The 18,190-nt window shown below is 33.8% G+C and carries 21 protein-coding genes; 9 read left to right on the top strand and 12 right to left on the bottom strand.

What is annotated here, in order from left to right:
• Positions 1 to 125: 125 nt before the first annotated feature.
• The 3 genes from MFS40622_RS00105 to sucC are packed head-to-tail and all read right to left on the bottom strand — an operon-like array spanning position 126 to position 2,676.
• Positions 126 to 1,031 (bottom strand): SDR family oxidoreductase, encoded by a 906-nt coding sequence (locus MFS40622_RS00105; RefSeq protein ID WP_012979636.1) that lies wholly within the window; start codon positions 1,029 to 1,031, stop codon positions 126 to 128.
• Positions 1,028 to 1,534 carry a hypothetical protein gene (locus tag MFS40622_RS00100; protein WP_012979635.1) on the bottom strand — a complete coding sequence of 169 codons (507 nt, stop codon included), beginning with the start codon at positions 1,532 to 1,534 and terminating at the stop codon, positions 1,028 to 1,030. The genes MFS40622_RS00105 and MFS40622_RS00100 overlap by 4 nt, the downstream gene beginning before the upstream one ends.
• Before the next feature lie 47 nt (positions 1,535 to 1,581).
• Positions 1,582 to 2,676 carry an ADP-forming succinate--CoA ligase subunit beta gene (gene sucC, locus MFS40622_RS00095; protein WP_012979634.1) on the bottom strand — a complete coding sequence of 365 codons (1,095 nt, stop codon included), beginning with the start codon at positions 2,674 to 2,676 and terminating at the stop codon, positions 1,582 to 1,584.
• A gap of 74 nt (positions 2,677 to 2,750) precedes the next feature.
• On the opposite strand from sucC, the gene MFS40622_RS00090 reads away from it, so the two are divergent.
• Both MFS40622_RS00090 and MFS40622_RS00085 read left to right on the top strand, forming a co-directional pair.
• Entirely contained in the window at positions 2,751 to 3,533 is a 783-nt protein-coding gene (locus tag MFS40622_RS00090; RefSeq protein ID WP_012979633.1) for a 4-phosphopantoate--beta-alanine ligase, read from the top strand.
• A gap of 14 nt (positions 3,534 to 3,547) precedes the next feature.
• A complete protein-coding gene (locus tag MFS40622_RS00085; protein ID WP_012979632.1) occupies positions 3,548 to 4,264 on the top strand; it encodes a dihydromethanopterin reductase (acceptor) in 717 nt (238 codons plus the stop codon).
• Between the two features lies 1 nt (position 4,265).
• Here the strand turns inward: MFS40622_RS00085 and MFS40622_RS00080 are convergent, their stop codons facing one another.
• Positions 4,266 to 4,721 carry a hypothetical protein gene (locus tag MFS40622_RS00080; protein ID WP_012979631.1) on the bottom strand — a complete coding sequence of 152 codons (456 nt, stop codon included), beginning with the start codon at positions 4,719 to 4,721 and terminating at the stop codon, positions 4,266 to 4,268.
• A 173-nt stretch (positions 4,722 to 4,894) separates the two neighbouring features.
• Here MFS40622_RS00080 and MFS40622_RS00075 point away from each other — a divergent pair, with 173 nt between their 5' ends.
• Together MFS40622_RS00075 and asd are read left to right on the top strand one after the other, a co-directional pair.
• On the top strand, positions 4,895 to 5,302 hold the full coding sequence (locus tag MFS40622_RS00075; protein WP_048197334.1) for a DUF371 domain-containing protein: 408 nt from the start codon (positions 4,895 to 4,897) through the stop codon (positions 5,300 to 5,302).
• A 10-nt stretch (positions 5,303 to 5,312) separates the two neighbouring features.
• Positions 5,313 to 6,359 (top strand): aspartate-semialdehyde dehydrogenase, encoded by a 1,047-nt coding sequence (asd, locus tag MFS40622_RS00070; protein ID WP_012979629.1) that lies wholly within the window; start codon positions 5,313 to 5,315, stop codon positions 6,357 to 6,359.
• 4 nt (positions 6,360 to 6,363) lie between these two features.
• Here the strand turns inward: asd and MFS40622_RS00065 are convergent, their stop codons facing one another.
• Positions 6,364 to 6,915: a tyrosine-type recombinase/integrase gene (locus tag MFS40622_RS00065; protein ID WP_156769968.1), complete on the bottom strand. Its 552-nt coding sequence runs from the start codon at positions 6,913 to 6,915 to the stop codon at positions 6,364 to 6,366.
• 530 nt (positions 6,916 to 7,445) lie between these two features.
• On the opposite strand from MFS40622_RS00065, the gene MFS40622_RS00060 reads away from it, so the two are divergent.
• The 5 genes from MFS40622_RS00060 (at position 7,446) to hypA (ending at position 11,453) form a co-directional block, all read left to right on the top strand.
• Complete coding sequence (locus MFS40622_RS00060) at positions 7,446 to 7,655, top strand: ribbon-helix-helix domain-containing protein (protein ID WP_048197332.1); 210 nt, start codon at positions 7,446 to 7,448, stop codon at positions 7,653 to 7,655.
• On the top strand, positions 7,585 to 8,814 hold the full coding sequence (locus tag MFS40622_RS00055; RefSeq protein WP_048197330.1) for an RNA-guided endonuclease TnpB family protein: 1,230 nt from the start codon (positions 7,585 to 7,587) through the stop codon (positions 8,812 to 8,814). Before MFS40622_RS00060 ends, MFS40622_RS00055 begins: the two co-directional genes overlap by 71 nt.
• A gap of 203 nt (positions 8,815 to 9,017) precedes the next feature.
• The gene (locus tag MFS40622_RS00050; protein WP_012979626.1) at positions 9,018 to 10,625 is read left to right on the top strand and encodes a bifunctional N(6)-L-threonylcarbamoyladenine synthase/serine/threonine protein kinase; all 1,608 of its coding nucleotides are present in this window, start codon (positions 9,018 to 9,020) and stop codon (positions 10,623 to 10,625) included.
• 90 nt (positions 10,626 to 10,715) lie between these two features.
• Entirely contained in the window at positions 10,716 to 10,994 is a 279-nt protein-coding gene (locus MFS40622_RS00045) for a metal-sulfur cluster assembly factor (RefSeq protein WP_012979625.1), read from the top strand.
• A gap of 81 nt (positions 10,995 to 11,075) precedes the next feature.
• Entirely contained in the window at positions 11,076 to 11,453 is a 378-nt protein-coding gene (gene hypA / locus MFS40622_RS00040) for a hydrogenase maturation nickel metallochaperone HypA (RefSeq protein WP_012979624.1), read from the top strand.
• Positions 11,454 to 11,455: 2 nt separating this feature from the next.
• Here the strand turns inward: hypA and MFS40622_RS00035 are convergent, their stop codons facing one another.
• The 7 genes from MFS40622_RS00035 to MFS40622_RS00005 form a co-directional block, all read right to left on the bottom strand.
• A complete protein-coding gene (locus tag MFS40622_RS00035) occupies positions 11,456 to 11,920 on the bottom strand; it encodes a dual specificity protein phosphatase family protein (protein WP_012979623.1) in 465 nt (154 codons plus the stop codon).
• 121 nt (positions 11,921 to 12,041) lie between these two features.
• Complete coding sequence (locus MFS40622_RS00030) at positions 12,042 to 13,439, bottom strand: ATP synthase subunit B (RefSeq protein ID WP_012979622.1); 1,398 nt, start codon at positions 13,437 to 13,439, stop codon at positions 12,042 to 12,044.
• Positions 13,440 to 13,485: 46 nt separating this feature from the next.
• Positions 13,486 to 15,249 (bottom strand): ATP synthase subunit A, encoded by a 1,764-nt coding sequence (locus MFS40622_RS00025; RefSeq protein WP_012979621.1) that lies wholly within the window; start codon positions 15,247 to 15,249, stop codon positions 13,486 to 13,488.
• A 33-nt stretch (positions 15,250 to 15,282) separates the two neighbouring features.
• Positions 15,283 to 15,579, bottom strand: coding sequence for a V-type ATP synthase subunit F (locus tag MFS40622_RS00020; protein ID WP_010869714.1), 297 nt, complete (start codon positions 15,577 to 15,579; stop codon positions 15,283 to 15,285).
• A 9-nt stretch (positions 15,580 to 15,588) separates the two neighbouring features.
• Entirely contained in the window at positions 15,589 to 16,788 is a 1,200-nt protein-coding gene (locus MFS40622_RS00015) for a V-type ATP synthase subunit C (protein ID WP_012979620.1), read from the bottom strand.
• A 16-nt stretch (positions 16,789 to 16,804) separates the two neighbouring features.
• The gene (locus MFS40622_RS00010; protein ID WP_012979619.1) at positions 16,805 to 17,416 is read right to left on the bottom strand and encodes a V-type proton ATPase subunit E; all 612 of its coding nucleotides are present in this window, start codon (positions 17,414 to 17,416) and stop codon (positions 16,805 to 16,807) included.
• A gap of 63 nt (positions 17,417 to 17,479) precedes the next feature.
• Positions 17,480 to 18,142 (bottom strand): ATP synthase subunit K, encoded by a 663-nt coding sequence (locus MFS40622_RS00005; protein ID WP_012979618.1) that lies wholly within the window; start codon positions 18,140 to 18,142, stop codon positions 17,480 to 17,482.
• Positions 18,143 to 18,190: the final 48 nt, after the last annotated feature.

Raw genomic sequence — 18,190 nt, 5'->3', positions numbered from 1 at the left:
GATTGAAGATATATAGAAATAATTTCATCATCTATTTAAACCTTTCATCGAAACTTTTAGAACTTTTCTTTAAACAATACAAAAATTTGCATAAAAAGGAGATGTTTTTTAAATTTAAACTTTTATTATTTAAACTTCATCCAATTAACAACTCTCTTTATCCCCTCTTTTAAATCAACTTCTGGTCTCCAATCCAATGACTTTGCTTTTTTTATATTTAAATAAATTCTATATATCTCTCCCTCTCTTGGTTTGTCATATATTGCGTTTCCTTTAAACCCAATTTCATCTTTTATTATATTAAATAATTCATTTACTGATGTCTCTTTTCCAGTGCCTATATTGACTATCTCATTTTTCCAATTTAATGCCATAATATTTGCTTTTGCAACATCTCCAACATAAACAAAATCTCTTGTTTGGTTACCATCTCCAAAAATAATTGGATTTTCATTTTTTAACATCTTGTCTATAAATATGCTAATAACTCCTGCCTCTCCTTTTGGGTCTTGCCTTTCTCCATAAACATTTGAGTATCTTAAAATTGCATATTCAATTCCATAGAGGCGGTTATATAACTTGATATATTCCTCTCCAACATATTTGCTTAGTCCATAAGGAGATAATGGGTTTATTGTATGATTTTCATCTACTGGAAGGTAATTTGGTTCTCCATACACTCCAACGGATGATGCGAATATAATTTTATTTATGTCATACTTTCTTATCATCTCTAAGATATTGATTGTTCCTAAAACGTTAATATCTCCATCATATATTGGATTTTCAACAGAGTTTCTAACATTTATTTGGGCAGCTTGATGTATAACAACTTCAACATCTTTAAAATTGATTTTTTCATCCAAATCTTCATCTCTTATATCTGCATTTACAAATTCTGCCTTTGGATTTATGTTATTTTTACTCCCAGTTGTTAAATTGTCTAAGATAATTACATCATAGTTGTTTTCAATTAGCTTATCTACAATATGGCTGCCAATAAAACCTGCTCCCCCAGTAACCAATATCATCTTTTCCACCGATTTAGATAATTTTTAAGAATTTTTTCAATGTCTTTTTCTCTTTTTATTGCTATTCTTTGGATTGAAGTAGTTAGCATAATGTAGTTTTTTTCTATTTTGACGTCTTTAAACTCTTTCCATGAATATAAAAATCCATGAATTAATAGACCATCTTTGCATACATAGGCAGTTACTTCCCTCTTTAAATAATATATTAAAGATATTCCAACCCAACACACGGCAATAGGCAATATATGAATGATTCTAACTGTTCCAGTGACTATATATAATACACCAAAGTAAAGACATAGTCCTAAAACTATCAAAAAGAAGTTTTTCTTAATACTTTCCTCTAAACTTTTGAATAAATCAACTTTAACATCTTTAATTACCTCTATACTTTTCCTTATTTTTGAATATTTAAAAATCAAATGGAGTATAAACAAAAAACTACCAATTATTGTGATTATAGCGATAACAATCATTACTAAGTCCATTATTGAAGTGTCCATAAAAAACCACCTAAAATAAATAAAATAAAAAATAAAATTTAAGTTCATTATAACTGTTCAATCAACTTTCTTCCAGCCTCCTCCATTGATGTCTCATAAGGAATTCCATGTTCTTCCAAAATTTTTCTACCTATATCCTCATTAGTTCCCATCATTCTGACGGCAAACTTTATATTTGGGTGTTCTTTCAAAACCTCAACAATTCCTTTGGCTACTTCATCACACCTTGTAATTCCTCCTAAGATATTGATAAATATTCCTTTAACATTTTTATTCTCTAAAACTTTTCTTAAAGCTAATTTTACTGTTTCAGCATCAGCCCCTCCTCCAATATCTAAGAAGCAAGCTGGCTTTCTGCCGAGGTTGTTAATTACATCCATACTTGCCAATGTTAAACCTGCCCCATTACCTATAACAGCCACATCCCCATCTAACTCAACATAGGCAAATGGCAATTTTTCTTTATTTTTATATTCCTCAAATTCTTCATAGTTGTGTCTAAATGCAGCATCATCATCTAAGTGAAGAACAGCATCAGCGGCGTAGACATTACCATCTTCAGTTATAACCAATGGGTTGATTTCTACCATTGTGGCATCCAACTCTTTGAAGATTTTATATAACTTATAAATAACATCAGCAACTTTTCCAATCTCATTACTTGGTAACTTAGCTTCTTTAACTATCCATCTTGCAACGTAAGGTAAAAATGGTTTCTTAACATCTACGTGATACTTTATAATCTTTTCTGGATTCTTTTCAGCTACTTCTTCAATATCTACCCCTCCTTCAGTTGAGAAAATAATTAATGGTTTTTTAGCATCTCTATCGATAATAATTGATACATAATATTCCTTTTCTATTGGCAATTTCTCTTCAACTAAAATTTTCTCAACTTTCTCTCCTTTAACTTCTTTATTAAACAACTCTTCTGCTTTCTTTATAAATTCTTCTTTGTTTGATGCGAATAAAATTCCTCCTGCTTTTCCTCTCCCACCAACTAAAACCTGAGCTTTTAAAACAACCTCCCTATCAATCTCTATGCTGTTTAAATCGTCTCCCTTAGATACTAAAAAACTATTTGGGACAGGAATGCCATACTTTTTAAATATGTTTTTAGCTTCATATTCATGTAGTTTCATCCTATCACCTTAAGAATATTAAAATCTCTTTAAATTTTTAATGTAAATAATCATATAAAAAATTTGGTGATATCATGCAAATTCCCAAAACACATCCAAGATATGAGTCTTTAATGAAGAGGGAAAAGGTTATTGAGGCATTAGATAAAGGGATTTTAGCTAAAGCTGGATTAATAGCTCATGGTAGGGGAGAGACATTTGATTATTTAATTGGGGAAAAAACAACACCAATAGCATTAGAAGCAATAAAAGCTGCTGCTGCTATGCTAATTTTAGCTGAAAATCCTGTAATAAGTGTTAATGGAAATACTGTTGCTTTGGCAATAGATGAAGTTGTTGAATTAGCCAAGGAGTTAAATGGAAAAATAGAGGTTAATTTATTTTATAGGACTAAAGAGAGAGAACTAGCTATAAAAAAAGCTTTTGAAGAAAAATTTAAAGATGATATTGAGACAGGAAAGATAAAAATCTTGGGTATTGATGATGCAAATAAACAGATTCCAAACTTGGATAGCTTAAGAGGAAAGGTTTCAGAAGAAGGACTATTTACTGCCGATGTTGTTTTAGTTCCATTAGAGGATGGAGATAGAGCAGAAGCTTTAGTTAATATGGGTAAAAAGGTTATAGCGATAGATTTAAATCCACTATCAAGAACTGCAAGAAAATCCACTATAACAATAGTGGATGAACTAACAAGAGCTCTACCTTTATTAATTAAATATGTTAGAGAATTTAAAAATAAAGATAGGGAAGAGCTTTTAAAGATTGTAGAGGGCTTTGACAACAAGAAAAATTTGAAAGATATGATTGAGTATATTGCTGAGAGATTGAAAAGCCTGAGCTTAGATGAATTATAGGTTTAGGGATAAACATGAAGATAGTCTGGTGTATTACAGGGGCTGGGCATTTATTAAGAGAGAGCTTTCATGTAATGAAAAAATTAAAGGAAGAGATTGAAGATTTAAAGGTAACAACCTTAGTTTCAAGAGCAGGGGAAGAAGTTGTAAAGATGTATGGATTGTTTGGGGAATTATATAATATCTCTAATGGAAATTATTATGAAGAGCTAATCTTAGAGAGGGAACATCCCTATTCATCACCAATTACTGGAAGGTTAAGTTTAGGAAAGTATGATTACTTAATTTGCTCACCAGCTACTGGAAATACTGTTGCTAAGGTGGTTAATGGAATAGCTGACAGCTTAGTAACAAATGCTATAGCCCAAGCAGGAAAAGGGTTTGTTAAATCATTAATTGTGCCAGTTGATTATAAAGAAGGGATTGTTACAACAAAGCTTCCTTATGCAATTGATAAAAATAAATGTAAGCTCTGTTTAAAATGTATAAACGTCTGTCCAAATGGGGCTATAGCTAAGAGAGATGATTTTGTTGAGATATCATTACCTAAATGCTTAGGATGTGGAAATTGTAAAAAAGTTTGCCCTTATAATGCAATAATTGAAGGAAAAGAAATTAAGATGAGAGTTAGAAAGATAGATGCTGAAAATACAAGGAAATTAAAAGAATTGGAAGATGTTATTGTCTTAAAGCATCCTTATGAAATTTTGGAATTTTTTAATGTTAAATAAATTATTTTTTCTTTAATTTAATAATACATGTTTCAGCTGGCTTTAAATTCATTTGATATCCCAAATTATACTTTAAAGTTTCACCTATAAATCCTATCAACAATCCTCCCCAAGGGCATGCAGTTCCTTCAAATTCATAGCCACAAATCCTTTTTGGACAGAGGTTGCATTTTGATATCTTTACTATGATTTCATCATCTTCCTCATTCATCTCTACATTTGCAAAATCTAACTGGTTGAAAAATCTTTCAACGTCTTTAATATCTTTAAATTCATAACCATTATTAATTGCATAAATCCCTAACTCCTTCCCAGCATAAGAGCCCGCCATGTTACTTAAGCTCTGAGCTCCATGTCCAGTAATTAACTTTAACCCTACAGAATATCCTATAATTACAGCTGAAGCTATTGAAGGGCATGGAGTGTTTTTTGTCCTTCTTATCTTATATAAAACCATTTTATCACCTATGTAGTATTACTTATACAGGTGTATGCTAAAATGAATATTTAGTTATATATATTTTTCAGGCAATATTTGAACATTTTATTGAGTTTAAGTAAAAATATTTAGAATTTGGCGAAATTTAACTGAAATATGCGATGAAATTAGATTATTTAGGAGGGGTATTAATGGAATTTATTATCAAAGCTAAAGGGCATAAAAATGTCTCAGCAACTCATAAAACAACCTTAGAGATTACAAAAGAAAACTACCTAACTCCAACTGGACATTGCATTATAGGGATAGAGGCAGATAAATCTATGACTGATTTTAGTGAAGAATTTAAGGAAAAGCTTAGAAATGCTAAAAAAATAGTTGTAGAGATTGAGGTTGAAGGAATAAAAGACACTATAATTGGAGAGGGGCATAGAGATTTAATTTTAAATCATCCAACGGACATTGTTATTAGAAAGAGTAATTATATATGTCCAAGAACGTTAATGATTAATGCAAATAAATCAGCAAAAGATATTAATAGAGAGATAGTAAAAAAATTAAAAGAAGGGAAAGAATTAATTTTTAAGATAATTGTCTAAAGGTGAAAATATGAAGATAAAAGTTGGTGTTTTAGGAGCTACTGGAAGTGTGGGGCAGAGATTCGTTCAGTTGTTGGCAGAGCATCCAATGTTTGAATTAACAGCTTTAGCAGCATCAGAGAGAAGTGCTGGGAAAAAATATAAAGATGCATGCTACTGGTTCCAAGATAGAGATATTCCAGAGAATATAAAAGATATGATAGTTGTGCCAACAGACCCTAAGCATGAGGCATTTGAAGATGTTGATATTGTCTTCTCAGCTTTACCATCAGATTTAGCTAAAAAGTTTGAACCAGAATTTGCTAAGGAAGGTAAATTGGTTTTCTCTAATGCATCAGCTTATAGAATGGAAGAAGATGTTCCATTAGTAATTCCTGAAGTTAATGCAGACCACTTAGAGTTGATAGAAATTCAGAGAGAAAAGAGAGGATGGGATGGGGCAATTATAACAAACCCTAATTGTTCAACAATCTGTGCTGTCATAACATTAAAACCAATAATGGATAAATTTGGCTTAGAAGCTGTTTTTATAGCAACAATGCAGGCAGTTAGTGGAGCAGGTTATAATGGAGTCCCTTCAATGGCAATTTTAGATAATTTAATCCCATTTATTAAAAATGAAGAAGAAAAAATGCAGACAGAGAGTTTAAAGCTTTTAGGAACTTTAAAAGATGGAAAGGTTGAATTTGCTAACTTTAAGTTAAGTGCTTCATGTAATAGAGTTGCAGTTATAGATGGGCATACTGAAAGCATATTTGTCAAAACAAAAGAAGGAGCTGAGCCAGAAGAGATAAAAGAAGTTATGGATAAATTCGACCCATTAAAAGACTTAAACCTCCCAACCTATGCTAAACCAATTGTTATTAGAGAAGAGATTGACAGACCACAACCAAGATTGGATAGAAATGAAGGAAATGGAATGAGTATTGTTGTTGGTAGAATTAGAAAAGACCCAATATTTGATGTTAAATATACTGCATTAGAGCACAACACAATCAGAGGAGCTGCTGGGGCAAGTGTATTAAATGCTGAATACTTTGTTAAAAAGTATCTCTAAATTTTTATTCCAATTTTCTTAATATTTCTTCAGCTATTTTTGCCTGAGTGTATCTCATAATCATGTCTAATGTTGCATGCCCCGTTATATGAGCTATTAATTGGGCTGGGACTCCTTTTTTACCTAAATATGATATAAAGGCATATCTCAAAGAGTGCGTGTTAATATTTAAATTATCTTTATACCATGTTGAAATCCTAACAACTAGCTTCTTAGATTTTTCCCAGTTATTAATAACATCTCTAACTTTTTCTAAATCATCCGGTGCTATCTCCTCTGGTAAAATGATTAATCTTTTAATGTTGTCTTTTCTTTTCTCAACTCTAACTTTTACTTCTTTATCTCCATTTTGTATTATTTTTATTAATCCTTCTATTGCTTCTCCCACCCTACATCCATTTCTAAGTTGGATTAATCCAACCAACAAATACGCATAGGCAATTTTGTCTCTTTGATATAATGGCTTTTTATTTCTGTAATGTTCTAATTTTTTTAATAGCAAGTTTTTTGCTTCTTTGTAATCTAAACCTATATCCCAAGTTCCTCTTTTTTCCATAGTATCACAGACTGCCATTTTTAGTCAGTTATTTTTATTTTAATAATTCTAAATATATTTATATGCTTTTTCTATTTTTGCTCATTTACTTCGAAAATTTCTAACTTATCCTGAACTTTTTCAGGAAAGTTCAGCATAGCCAAAAAGTGAAAATGAATTATAGGGTTTAAAGTTTAAATATGCCCTTATAAAACAGTAGATAGATAGAGGTGTTGCTATGATAACAAAACAGTTTGACAGACTCATCATTACATATTTTTAAAATCGTATAAAAAACTTTTTATTTACCATTAGTCGTAGATAAGAAACTCTGCTTTTAGGCGGTGATGAATTCAGACAAAAACCTTACGGTTTAAACAAAATCCTAACGGATTTTGTAGCCCGAAGCTAACGCTTCGGTTTTGTTACTCTCCTCGATACCTCGGAGATAGGGGAGACGGGTGGGCTATTTTTGAACATCTAAAATTGGATATAAACAACAGTAAGATATAAATACTTTAACCGTATATATGTTTATATGGTGATAATAAATGCCGAGATTAGAAACAACAATTTCCGAAAAATGCGATAAAATGCTTAGAGAATTAGCTTATAAAAAATATGGTGGTAAAAAAGGTTCGTTATCGAAGGTTATAGAGGAGGCTATTGCCAAATTATATGGTGAATATTATGCAAGTAACGAGAGTCCTAACAATAAACCTAACGAGAAAACTAACGAAAGAACAATGGGTTATTCTTAACCATTTAACTTACTCTGCATCAAAATTGTGGAACGTGGCTAACTATCAAATAATACAAGGGAATATAAAACTTTCCGAATTAGAAAAGAAGTTAAAGGATAATTTCTGGTATAAAAATCTTCATTCACAATCGGCTCAAGCAGTTCTGCAAAAGCTGAAAATCGTATGGGTTAACTTTTTTAAACAACATACTAAGAGACCAAGATTCCAACCTAAAGACGGACACTTTCTAGTTAAATGGAAGAAAGACGGTTTTAAAATTATCGGTAACATGCTAAGATTATCACTGTCTAAGCAAACAAGAAAATATCTAAAAGAAAGGCACGGCATCGAGTCCAAGTATTTATGGGTAGGGCTTCCGAAAGCTCTACCGCTCGATGTCGTGCAGATTAAGGAAATTGAAATAGTCCCACACGATATTTACGGGCAGAGATTTTATGTCTTGCATATAATATACAAAAAAGAAGTTAATCCAGTGAAGCTGAAAGAGGAAAAAGTAATGGCTATCGATTTGGGAGTGAAGAATTTAGCAACGGTTGTCATTGAAGGAGAAAAACAGCCGTTAATTTTCGATGGGAAAATATTGATTTCTAAGTTAAGATGGTTTGCTAAGAAAACTGCAAGGATTAAATCGATTATTGCGGAGCAAGGTTTAAAGAACTGCAAGCGGTTAGCAAGGTTGGTAGTTAAAGAAAGAAATTATGTCAAGGATTATATTCATAAGATTAGTAGATGGATTGTTGACTTAGCGAAGGAAAAGGAAGTTTCAAGGATTGTTATCGGCGATTTAACCAGAAACTTCACAGAAATAGACATCGGTCGAAAGAATAACGAGAAGTTTCATAGGATTCCCTTCGGTAAGATAATACACATGATAATATACAAGGCAGAAGAGTATAGAATATCAGTTATGAAAATCGATGAAAGTTATACCTCACAGAAGTGTAGCGTCTGTGGAGTAATAAAGAAGTCGAATAGGAAGTATAGAGGCTTGTATGTTTGCTCAAATTGTGGAACGGTAATTAATGCTGATGTGAACGGTGCGAGGAATATTTTATTCAGCGTAGTCCCGAATCCCATAAGGGATAGGGATAGTGGGCTTGGCAACCCGTGGAGGGTGAGCTTAAGCTCTGCTCTCCTAAAAAAACCTCTGCTTTAGGCGGAGAGTATGTCATAAGAGGTTGTTTTATAATATTAATATGAAATAATAAGAAATAAATTGGATATCTTTCAACAGAAAAGTAGTGACTATAATAAATTATGAACAGGTTCTATTGGATATTCCACAAAATAGCTTTTTTATCGGAACTGCTATTATAACTACAAAATTTTATCTAATTTTTTAACTATAGGAGTGATAGTATGATTTGCTTAGGATTGGAAGGAACTGCAGAAAAAACTGGAGTTGGAGTTGTTACTTCTGATGGAGAAATTTTGTTTAATAAAACTGTCATGTATAAACCACCAAAACAAGGAATCAACCCAAGAGAAGCTGCTGACCACCATGCTGAAACATTCCCAAAACTTATAAAGGAAGCTTTTGAAGTAGTTGATAAAAATGAGATTGACTTAATTGCCTTTTCTCAGGGGCCAGGATTAGGGCCAAGTTTGAGGGTAACAGCAACCGTAGCAAGAACTTTAGCATTAACTTTAAAAAAGCCAATAATTGGAGTTAATCACTGTATAGCACATATAGAAATTGGTAAGCTAACTACAGAAGCAGAAGACCCTCTAACTCTATATGTTAGTGGAGGAAACACTCAAGTTATCGCTTATGTTTCAAAAAGATATAGAGTATTTGGAGAGACGTTAGATATAGCTGTTGGCAACTGCTTAGACCAATTTGCAAGATATATAAATCTCCCACACCCGGGAGGGCCTTATATAGAGGAATTAGCAAAGAAAGGAGAAAAGCTTATTGATTTACCTTACACAGTTAAGGGTATGGATATAGCATTTTCTGGATTACTAACAGCAGCTATGAGGGCCTATGATGCTGGGGAGAGGTTGGAGGATATCTGCTACTCTCTCCAAGAATATGCATTCTCAATGCTTACCGAGATTACAGAAAGGGCTTTAGCTCACACAAATAAAGGAGAAGTTATGCTTGTTGGTGGAGTTGCAGCAAATAACAGACTGAGAGAGATGCTTAAGGCAATGTGTAAGGGGCAGAATGTAGAGTTTTATGTCCCACCAAAAGAATTTTGTGGAGATAATGGGGCAATGATAGCATGGCTTGGTTTGCTAATGCATAAAAATGGAAGATGGATGAGTTTGGATGAAACAGAAATAATTCCAAATTATAGAACAGATATGGTTGAAGTCAATTGGATAAAAGACATCAAAGGCAAGGAGAGAAAAATTCCAGAGCATTTAATTGGAAAAGGGGCAGAGGCAGATATTAAAAAAGATAAGTATTTAGATTTTGATGTAATTATTAAGGAGAGGGTTAAAAAAAGCTATAGGGATGAAAGATTGGATGAAAAGATAAGAAAGAGCAGAACTGCAAGAGAAGCGAGATATTTAGCAATGGTTAAAGATTTTGGCATTCCAGCTCCATATATCTTTGATGTTGATTTAGATAACAAGAGAATTATGATGAGTTATATCAACGGCAAGTTGGCTAAAGATGTTATTGAGGATAATCTACATATTGCCTACAAAATTGGAGAGATTGTTGGAAAACTGCATAAAAACGATGTAATTCACAATGATTTAACAACATCTAACTTTTTGTATGATAAAGACCTCTACATTATTGATTTTGGCTTAGGAAAGATTTCAAACCTTGATGAGGATAAAGCAGTGGATTTAATTGTCTTTAAAAAAGCAGTTTTATCAACACATAATGAAAAGTTTGAGGAAATTTGGGAGAGATTTCTAAAGGGTTATAAAAGTGTCTATGATAGATGGGAAAGTATATTAGATTTAATGAAAGATGTTGAAAGAAGAGCGAGATATGTAGAGTGAATTTTTCCACTTATGGGCAAATATAGATATTTATAGGATGAATCAATACTAAAAATTTGTTAATTTAACTAAAAATCAGAGGTGCAATATATGGTAACAAAGGAAGATGTCTTAAATGCTCTAAAAACAGTTGCAGACCCACACATGGGAATAAGTATTGTAGATATGGGTTTGGTTAGAGATGTAGAAGTTGATGATGAAGGCAATGTAAAATTTAAGATTATTCCTACAAATCCTTACTGTATGAGCGTTATGGCAATGGCATTTCAAGCAAAAGAGGCAGTTAAGTCATTAGAAGGAGTTAAAAATGTTGAGGTTACTGTTGAAGGGCATGTAATGGAAAAAGATATCAATGAAATGTTAAAATAGACCTCTTCGTATGAGAGCAGTATTTATACGATAATATATTAATTATTATTTTTATAATGTAATGTTTTAACAGGGATTAGCATGCATGAATTATCCTATGCAACTGCTATGCTTGAAGCAATACTAAACAGCGTAAAAAAAGAAGAAGAAAAAGGGAAAAAAATAAAAAAAGTTACAGAAATAAACTTAGAAGTTGGAGAACTAACATTTATCAACGTTGAGCAGTTAAAATTTGCATTTGAAGTTATTGCTGAAGGAACTGTTTGTGAAGGAGCTAAAATCAATGTTGAGTTTATAAAACCAAAGTGTAAATGCTTAGATTGTGGATATGAAGGAGAACCAGAGATTTTAGATGAGTTTGAAGTTTATTGCCCAAAGTGTAAAAGTATAAGATTAAAACTCTCTGGGGGAAAAGAGTTTAATATAAAAAATGCCACTGTTGAGTATGAAGAGGAATAAAATTAACTAATTATTTGGCTATTTTTCTTTCTAATTTCTAAATAATATTCCACAAACTCCTCTTGCTCTTCTGTCTCAACTGCACACTCACAATAACGCTCTCTAACATACTCTATAGGATTTTCAACACCATTCAATCCAGCCCAAACAGCTAAGACAGTTCCAGTCCTTCCATGCCCACCAATGCACGAAACAACAACCTCTTTTCCCTTAGAAGTATGATATTTTATAAAATCAACAATCAAATCCATATCCTCAACTGTAGGAATGCCATAATCCTCTATAGGCACATATAAAGTGGGAATTCTCATCGGATGCTCAATAATCTCACACCATTTCATTAACCACAATTCATCCAATATTATAAAGCCTCCAATCTTATCCATTAAATGAAATGGGAAGTTAGGAAAACTTGCTGGTCTTACACCAAAAATACTTACCTCCCCATTATGCCTACATTTTCCCATACTCCCACACTTAAGTATAGAAACATATGGATATAACAAGAGATAAAAATAAAATTCAATAACTCAAAATATTAAAAATCTTAAAAAGGTTTAAGAGTAGAATTTAGAATTAATTCAGAATTTATTTCTTTCTGTATTTTGGATGGTATTTCTCAATCAACTCTCTATCAATTCTCTTCAACTCTTCTTCTGGTAATATTGCTAACAACTCCCACAATAAGTCGAGAGTTTCTTCTATACTCCTATCTTCATCTTTTCCTTGTCTAACGAACTTGTCTTCAAACTCATCTGCAAATTTTAAATAAGCTCTATCTCTATCTGTTAATGCCTCTTCCCCAACGACAGCAACTAAATCTCTTAAACTTCTACCTTCTGCATATGCAGCATAAGCTTGGTTAACAACTTTTTTATGGTCTTCTCTTGTTTTTCCTGGACCTTGTCCGTTTCCAGCCAATCTTGATAATGACGGCAAGACATCAACTGGTGGGTAAATACCCTTTCTGTGCAACTCTCTTGATAAGACAATCTGCCCCTCTGTAATATAACCAGTTAAGTCAGGAATTGGGTGAGTTATATCGTCATCTGGCATTGTTAAGATTGGAATTTGAGTTATTGTTCCTGTTCTACCTTTAACTCTACCTGCCCTCTCATAGATTGTAGCTAAGTCTGTATACATGTAACCTGGGTAACCTCTTCTTCCTGGAACCTCGTTTCTTGCTGCTGAAATCTCCCTTAAAGCTTCACAGTAGTTTGTCATATCTGTTAAGATAACGAGAACGTGCATATCCTTTTCATAAGCTAAGTATTCAGCAACAGTTAAGGCAATTCTTGGAGTTAATATCCTTTCAATTGCTGGGTCATCTGCTAAGTTAATGAAGACTACTGCCCTCTCTAAAGCTCCTGTCTTTCTAAACTCTTCCATGAAGAAGTTTGCCTCTTCTGATGTAATACCCATTGCCGCAAACACTACCGCGAACTTCTCTCCTTCTCCTCTAACCTTTGCCTGTCTTGCAATTTGAGCTGCTAACTGGTTGTGTGGCAAACCAGAACCTGAGAATATTGGCAATTTCTGCCCTCTAACTAATGTGTTCATTCCATCAATTGTTGAAATACCTGTTTGGATAAAGTCACTTGGAACCTTTCTTGAAACAGGGTTTAACGGATAACCGTTAATGTCCAACTCCTTCTCTGGAACTATTTCAGGTCCTCCATCGATTGGTTTCCCTGCTCCGTTGAATATTCTCCCTAACATTTCCATTGAAACTCCAATCTTAGCAGTTCTTCCTGTGAATCTTACTTTTGTATCTTTTGTGCTTAATCCTGTAGTCCCTTCGAATACCTGAACCACAGCTAAACCTTCTCTTGCCTCCAAAACCTGTCCCATTCTCTTCTCTCCGTCTGGGCAGATAACCTCAACAATCTCTCCATAAGCTGCTCCTTCAACACCCTCAACAATTAACAAAGGTCCTGCAATACTCTTAACTGATGAGTATTCAATTGCTGATGCTGCTGTAGCCATATCATCACCCCAAATAAAGAGTTTATAAAGTTTTAAGGAAAGAAATTTAGTTTAATGAACCTAATTCATTCTTAACTTTTTCCATTATCTCTTTTGATTTAACATTTATGAATTCATCGTGTGGGATGTATTTCATTCTTGCGATATCCTGTTTAACTGAGACCTTTAAAATCTTAGCTGGCTCAACTCCTCTCTCAACAGCCTTTAATGCCTCTTGGTAGAATGTCATAATTATCTTCAACATTAAGTATTGTTTCATTGGTGGACAGTATGTATCAACTTCATCAAATGCATCTTGCTGTAAGAAATCCTCTCTTAGCATTCTTGCAACTTCTAAGATAACTCTTTCCCTATCTGGCAATGCATCTGGCCCAACTAACTGAACAATCTCTTGCAACTCTGCTTCTTTCTGCAACAATCCCATTGCCTCATCTCTTAACTGTCTCCAATCTGGCCCTGTATTAGCGTTCCACCACTCTGTAACGTCATCAATATACAATGAGTAACTCTGCAACCAGTTGATAGCTGGGAAGTGTCTTCTTCTTGCTAAGTTTGCATCCAACGCCCAGAATACCTTAACAATTCTTAATGTGTTTGATGTGACTGGCTCTGAGAAGTCCCCTCCTGGTGGTGAAACAGCTCCAACGATACAAACGAATCCTTGCCTGTTGTCCTGTCCTAAGGTTATAACTCTTCCAGCTCTTTCATAGAACTGAGCTAACCTTGAAGCTAAGTATGCTGGATATCCCTCCTCCCCTGGCATTTCCTCTAATCTACCTGAAATCTCTCTCATTGCCTCTGCCCATCTTGATGTTGAATCTGCTGTTAATAAAACCCCGTAACCCATATCTCTGAAGTACTCTGCAATGGTAATTCCTGTATAGACAGATGCTTCCCTTGCAGCGACAGGCATGTTTGATGTGTTTGCTATTAAGACAGTTCTATCCATTAATTTGTTTCCAGTTCTAATATCTTTTAAGTGTGGGAATTCTTCAATAACCTCAGTCATCTCGTTTCCTCTTTCTCCACATCCGATATAAACCACTACATCAGCGTCAGACCACTTTGCTAACTGGTGCTGGGTAACTGTCTTCCCAGAACCGAAAGGCCCTGGAATTGCTGCTGTTCCTCCTTTTGCTAATGTGAAGAAAGTATCTTCAACTCTTTGCCCAGTAATTAATGGAATTTCTGGTGGTAGTTTCTCTTTGTATGGTCTTGGTTTTCTTACTGGCCATTTTTGCATCATTGTAATTTCTTTTCTTTCTCCATTTTCCATCTCTACTACTGCAACTGTTTCTTCAACTGTAAATTTACCCTCCTTTATTTCAACAATTTTCCCTTTAACACCAATTGGAACTAAGATTTTATGAACTATTGAAGGTGTCTCATCAACAGTTCCAATTATATCTCCCTCTTCAACATAAGCTCCTTCATTTACTACTGGCTTAAACTCCCATTTTATATCCCTAGGTAGAGCAGGGACATCAACTCCTCTTGGGATAAAGATTGAACCTGTTTTCTCTTCAATTGCTGTTAAAGGCCTTTGAATACCATCATACATAGCCCTTAACATTCCTGGCCCTAATTCAACTGATAATGGAGCTCCAGTCCCAACGACTGGCTCTCCTGGTTTAATTCCAGAAGTTTCTTCATAAACCTGAATAACTGCTTTATCATCGTGCAACTGAATGATTTCTCCAGTCAATTTTTCTTCTCCTACCTTAACGACCTCATACATCTGAGCTCCTTTCATTCCCTCTGCAACTACGACAGGCCCTGCAATTTTGATAATCTTACCAACAACTGGCATACTCTCTACCTCTAATTAGTTGTTTAATTTTTATTATTTCATTGAAACTCCAATTGCTTTTCTTATTAGCTCCTTAACTGGGTCTATTCTCTCAAGCTTACCATGCTTATCAGGAATCTCAACGATAACCTTATTTATATTTTTTAACTTGTCTTTTATACTTTCAGCTATTCTCTCAGTAATGATAATGAAGGCAATGTTTTCATTATTTGCTAATTCGTTAATAGCTTTTACTGCCTCTTCATCATTCTTAACTTCATAAACATCAGTTAAACCAGCCAACCTAAAACCAATGGCTGTTTCTCTATCACCAACAACGCCTACCTTCATTTAGCTCACCTACAATGTCACAAGCAAGTTTCTTATTTCTTCTGGCTTTAAGTTTTCTATTTTACCTTTAATTATTGCCTTGAGATTTTTAACTTCAAGCTCTTTGCTAACAATTAAACCAATAATTGGACCAACACCAAATGGTTTTCTTGTTGATAACTTCTTACCCTTCTCTAACACAAATTTATCCAATGCCTTTTCAAATGCATAGATGGATTTTGTTTTTTCAAATTCTTCCATTGCTTCAGCTAAGACATCAGCGTAGCTTGTTCCTTCTAATCCACTTAAAACCCCTTCAATTCCTCCAGCACTCATTAAATCTTTTAATTTCCAATCAGCCAATTCATAGCCAGTTAGAGTTACGTATTTGCTAAGTTCCTCTGCTGACAAACCATCTGCTTTACCTTTTAATATGACTTTTAAGTTTTCAACATCAATTATTGTTCCAACAAATTCTCTGAAGAGGTCTTCCTCTTTACCTTCAGTCATTATTGTTTTCCTTAAGCTTTCTAAGTAATATCTATCTAATGCCAATTCAAACCCTATTATGTTAGATGTTTGATCATAGTTTGATAACTCCTCCTGCAATATCTTAAAGTATTCAGTTCCATCTAAACCTCTAACAACTTCCTCTACAGTTTTAACCTCTGCTAATTCTTTCAATTTTTCTACTGGTATGTTTCCTAATGGTATTAGCAAAGCGTAAGTTTCCTCAGCACTTAATCCTACAAATTTAGCCCTTATTAATGTTTTTATATTTTTGATGTCAAATTTTTTGGCAAATACTTTAAGAACTTTCTTTGCACTGTCTGGGGACATTCTATATATCAACCCATACAAGTCAGCTAAATACATATCTAATGCTTTTTCAACAGCAACAGGGTCTTTCAATTCGTTCATAACTTCTACAACATACTGCCCATAATCGGTATCTTCCAACAACCCAACTAATTCTTCTAAGCTTCCTGACTCAATTAATTCATTTAACTTAGCGTCATCGAGTAACTTAGCTTCTTTACTCCTTATTCTTGCATTAACATAAGCATAAGGAGCTAAATCAATAACCATTTTTGTAATCCATACGATTACAATAAGAACAATGATTACAGTTGCTATAACAATAAGCAATGTTAAAGGATTATCAAAATATGTCATTATAACGGAGTATAATTTTTCTAAATTTAGCAAAGTCTCTATATCCATCGCCATTAGGCATCACCTTCTCTTAGAACAATTTCTCTGTTATTCTCGCTCTAATTACATTTAAGTTTCTGTTGAATATCGCTTCTAAGCTATTATCCAATGATTTCAATCCGTCAGCAGTTTCTATTATACAGCCACCGATAATATCTACAGGATCTCCTTTCTTCAATACAGTCACTTTTTTTGTTATGCTTTCAATCTCTTTTTCTAAATTCCATAGTGTTGAATCTTCAATAAGTTCCATATCTCTGCTATTTAATCTTACAATTAGCTCTCCTCCACCCAATGAAACAGCTCCATCTTTTATTAAGTTTACCAATTTATCTTTGTATTCTGGCTGTTCTGGAAGTTTAACAAGTTCTTCTTTTAATTTGTTTATTGCCATTTCTATAATCTCTTCCTTAGCTTCTAATAACTTTTTCTTTGCCTCTAATTTTGCCTCTGAAATAATTCTACTTTTAGTCATTTCTGCTTCTTTTTCTCCCTTTTTTAATATCTCTGCTTTTCTTTTCTCTGCTTCTTCTTTTGCTTTCTCCAAGATTTTAGCTTTTTCTTCTTCAGCTTCCGATATAATTTTATTTGCCTCTGCTTTAGCATCCTCTAATATTTTTGCCTTTATTTTATCAACTCCCATCAATTTCACCTGTTAAAATTAAATTTAAAAATTTTAAAATTCAAAAAGGAGGGTTTAGTTGGCTTATTTTATCATGAGCATGATTAAGATTGCTATCAACAAACCAAAGATAGCGAAGGTCTCTGGCATAACAGCTAAAACTAACCCTTTACCCATAGCATCTGGGTCTCTTGCTGTAGCTCCAATAGCTCCTGCTGCAGTTATCCCTTGTCCAATACCAGAGAGACCTGCAAAACCAACTGCAAACCCTGCACCTAAAGCAGCAACAGTTTCAGCTCCTGCATTACCTTTGAAGACACCAACTAATAGTAAGATAGCTATCAACAAACCATAAATTGCCTGGGTCTCTGGAAGGACAGAGAAGACCATTGCTTTACCAAATATGCTGTTATCTTCAGCAACAGCTCCCAAACCAGCTGAAGCAGCTATTCCCTGACCAATAGCTGATAATCCTGCCAAACCAACAGCTAAACCAGCTGCAAACATTGCCCAAGGTGAAACTGTTTTAAAGACGAACAAGATAAGGATGGCAACTAAGAATCCATACAAACCCTGTGTCTGTGGCAATGCTTGGAAAACGATAGCTGTACCAAATTTGTTAGGGTCTTCTGCCACTACACCAGCTCCACTTGCTCCTGTAATACCCGCACCAATTCCAGAACCTAAACCTGCAATACCGACTGCTAAACCAGCACCAACAGCTCCTAAAATTAAAGGGTCTACCATACAATATCACCTCATTTTTATCTAAGTTTTAAGTTGTATTTTTTGTTT

Source organism: Methanocaldococcus sp. FS406-22 (assembly GCF_000025525.1).
Taxonomy (GTDB): domain Archaea; phylum AGJL01; class Methanococci; order Methanococcales; family Methanocaldococcaceae; genus Methanocaldococcus.
The sequence above is the reverse complement of the archived record's forward strand: the minus strand, read 5'-3'. Positions and strand labels throughout refer to the sequence as shown.

Excerpts from the sequence above, each read along its gene's own strand:
- MFS40622_RS00105 (WP_012979636.1), bottom strand. The coding sequence starts at position 1,031 with ATGATATTGGTTACTGGGGGAGCAGGTTTTATTGGCAGCCATATTGTA.
- MFS40622_RS00100 (WP_012979635.1), bottom strand. The coding sequence starts at position 1,534 with ATGGACACTTCAATAATGGACTTAGTAATGATTGTTATCGCTATAATC.
- sucC (WP_012979634.1), bottom strand. The coding sequence starts at position 2,676 with ATGAAACTACATGAATATGAAGCTAAAAACATATTTAAAAAGTATGGC.
- MFS40622_RS00090 (WP_012979633.1), top strand. The coding sequence starts at position 2,751 with ATGCAAATTCCCAAAACACATCCAAGATATGAGTCTTTAATGAAGAGG.
- MFS40622_RS00085 (WP_012979632.1), top strand. The coding sequence starts at position 3,548 with ATGAAGATAGTCTGGTGTATTACAGGGGCTGGGCATTTATTAAGAGAG.
- MFS40622_RS00080 (WP_012979631.1), bottom strand. The coding sequence starts at position 4,721 with ATGGTTTTATATAAGATAAGAAGGACAAAAAACACTCCATGCCCTTCA.
- MFS40622_RS00075 (WP_048197334.1), top strand. The coding sequence starts at position 4,895 with ATGGAATTTATTATCAAAGCTAAAGGGCATAAAAATGTCTCAGCAACT.
- asd (WP_012979629.1), top strand. The coding sequence starts at position 5,313 with ATGAAGATAAAAGTTGGTGTTTTAGGAGCTACTGGAAGTGTGGGGCAG.
- MFS40622_RS00065 (WP_156769968.1), bottom strand. The coding sequence starts at position 6,915 with ATGGAAAAAAGAGGAACTTGGGATATAGGTTTAGATTACAAAGAAGCA.
- MFS40622_RS00060 (WP_048197332.1), top strand. The coding sequence starts at position 7,446 with ATGCCGAGATTAGAAACAACAATTTCCGAAAAATGCGATAAAATGCTT.
- MFS40622_RS00055 (WP_048197330.1), top strand. The coding sequence starts at position 7,585 with ATGCAAGTAACGAGAGTCCTAACAATAAACCTAACGAGAAAACTAACG.
- MFS40622_RS00050 (WP_012979626.1), top strand. The coding sequence starts at position 9,018 with ATGATTTGCTTAGGATTGGAAGGAACTGCAGAAAAAACTGGAGTTGGA.
- MFS40622_RS00045 (WP_012979625.1), top strand. The coding sequence starts at position 10,716 with ATGGTAACAAAGGAAGATGTCTTAAATGCTCTAAAAACAGTTGCAGAC.
- hypA (WP_012979624.1), top strand. The coding sequence starts at position 11,076 with ATGCATGAATTATCCTATGCAACTGCTATGCTTGAAGCAATACTAAAC.
- MFS40622_RS00035 (WP_012979623.1), bottom strand. The coding sequence starts at position 11,920 with ATGGGAAAATGTAGGCATAATGGGGAGGTAAGTATTTTTGGTGTAAGA.
- MFS40622_RS00030 (WP_012979622.1), bottom strand. The coding sequence starts at position 13,439 with ATGGCTACAGCAGCATCAGCAATTGAATACTCATCAGTTAAGAGTATT.
- MFS40622_RS00025 (WP_012979621.1), bottom strand. The coding sequence starts at position 15,249 with ATGCCAGTTGTTGGTAAGATTATCAAAATTGCAGGGCCTGTCGTAGTT.
- MFS40622_RS00020 (WP_010869714.1), bottom strand. The coding sequence starts at position 15,579 with ATGAAGGTAGGCGTTGTTGGTGATAGAGAAACAGCCATTGGTTTTAGG.
- MFS40622_RS00015 (WP_012979620.1), bottom strand. The coding sequence starts at position 16,788 with ATGGCGATGGATATAGAGACTTTGCTAAATTTAGAAAAATTATACTCC.
- MFS40622_RS00010 (WP_012979619.1), bottom strand. The coding sequence starts at position 17,416 with ATGGGAGTTGATAAAATAAAGGCAAAAATATTAGAGGATGCTAAAGCA.
- MFS40622_RS00005 (WP_012979618.1), bottom strand. The coding sequence starts at position 18,142 with ATGGTAGACCCTTTAATTTTAGGAGCTGTTGGTGCTGGTTTAGCAGTC.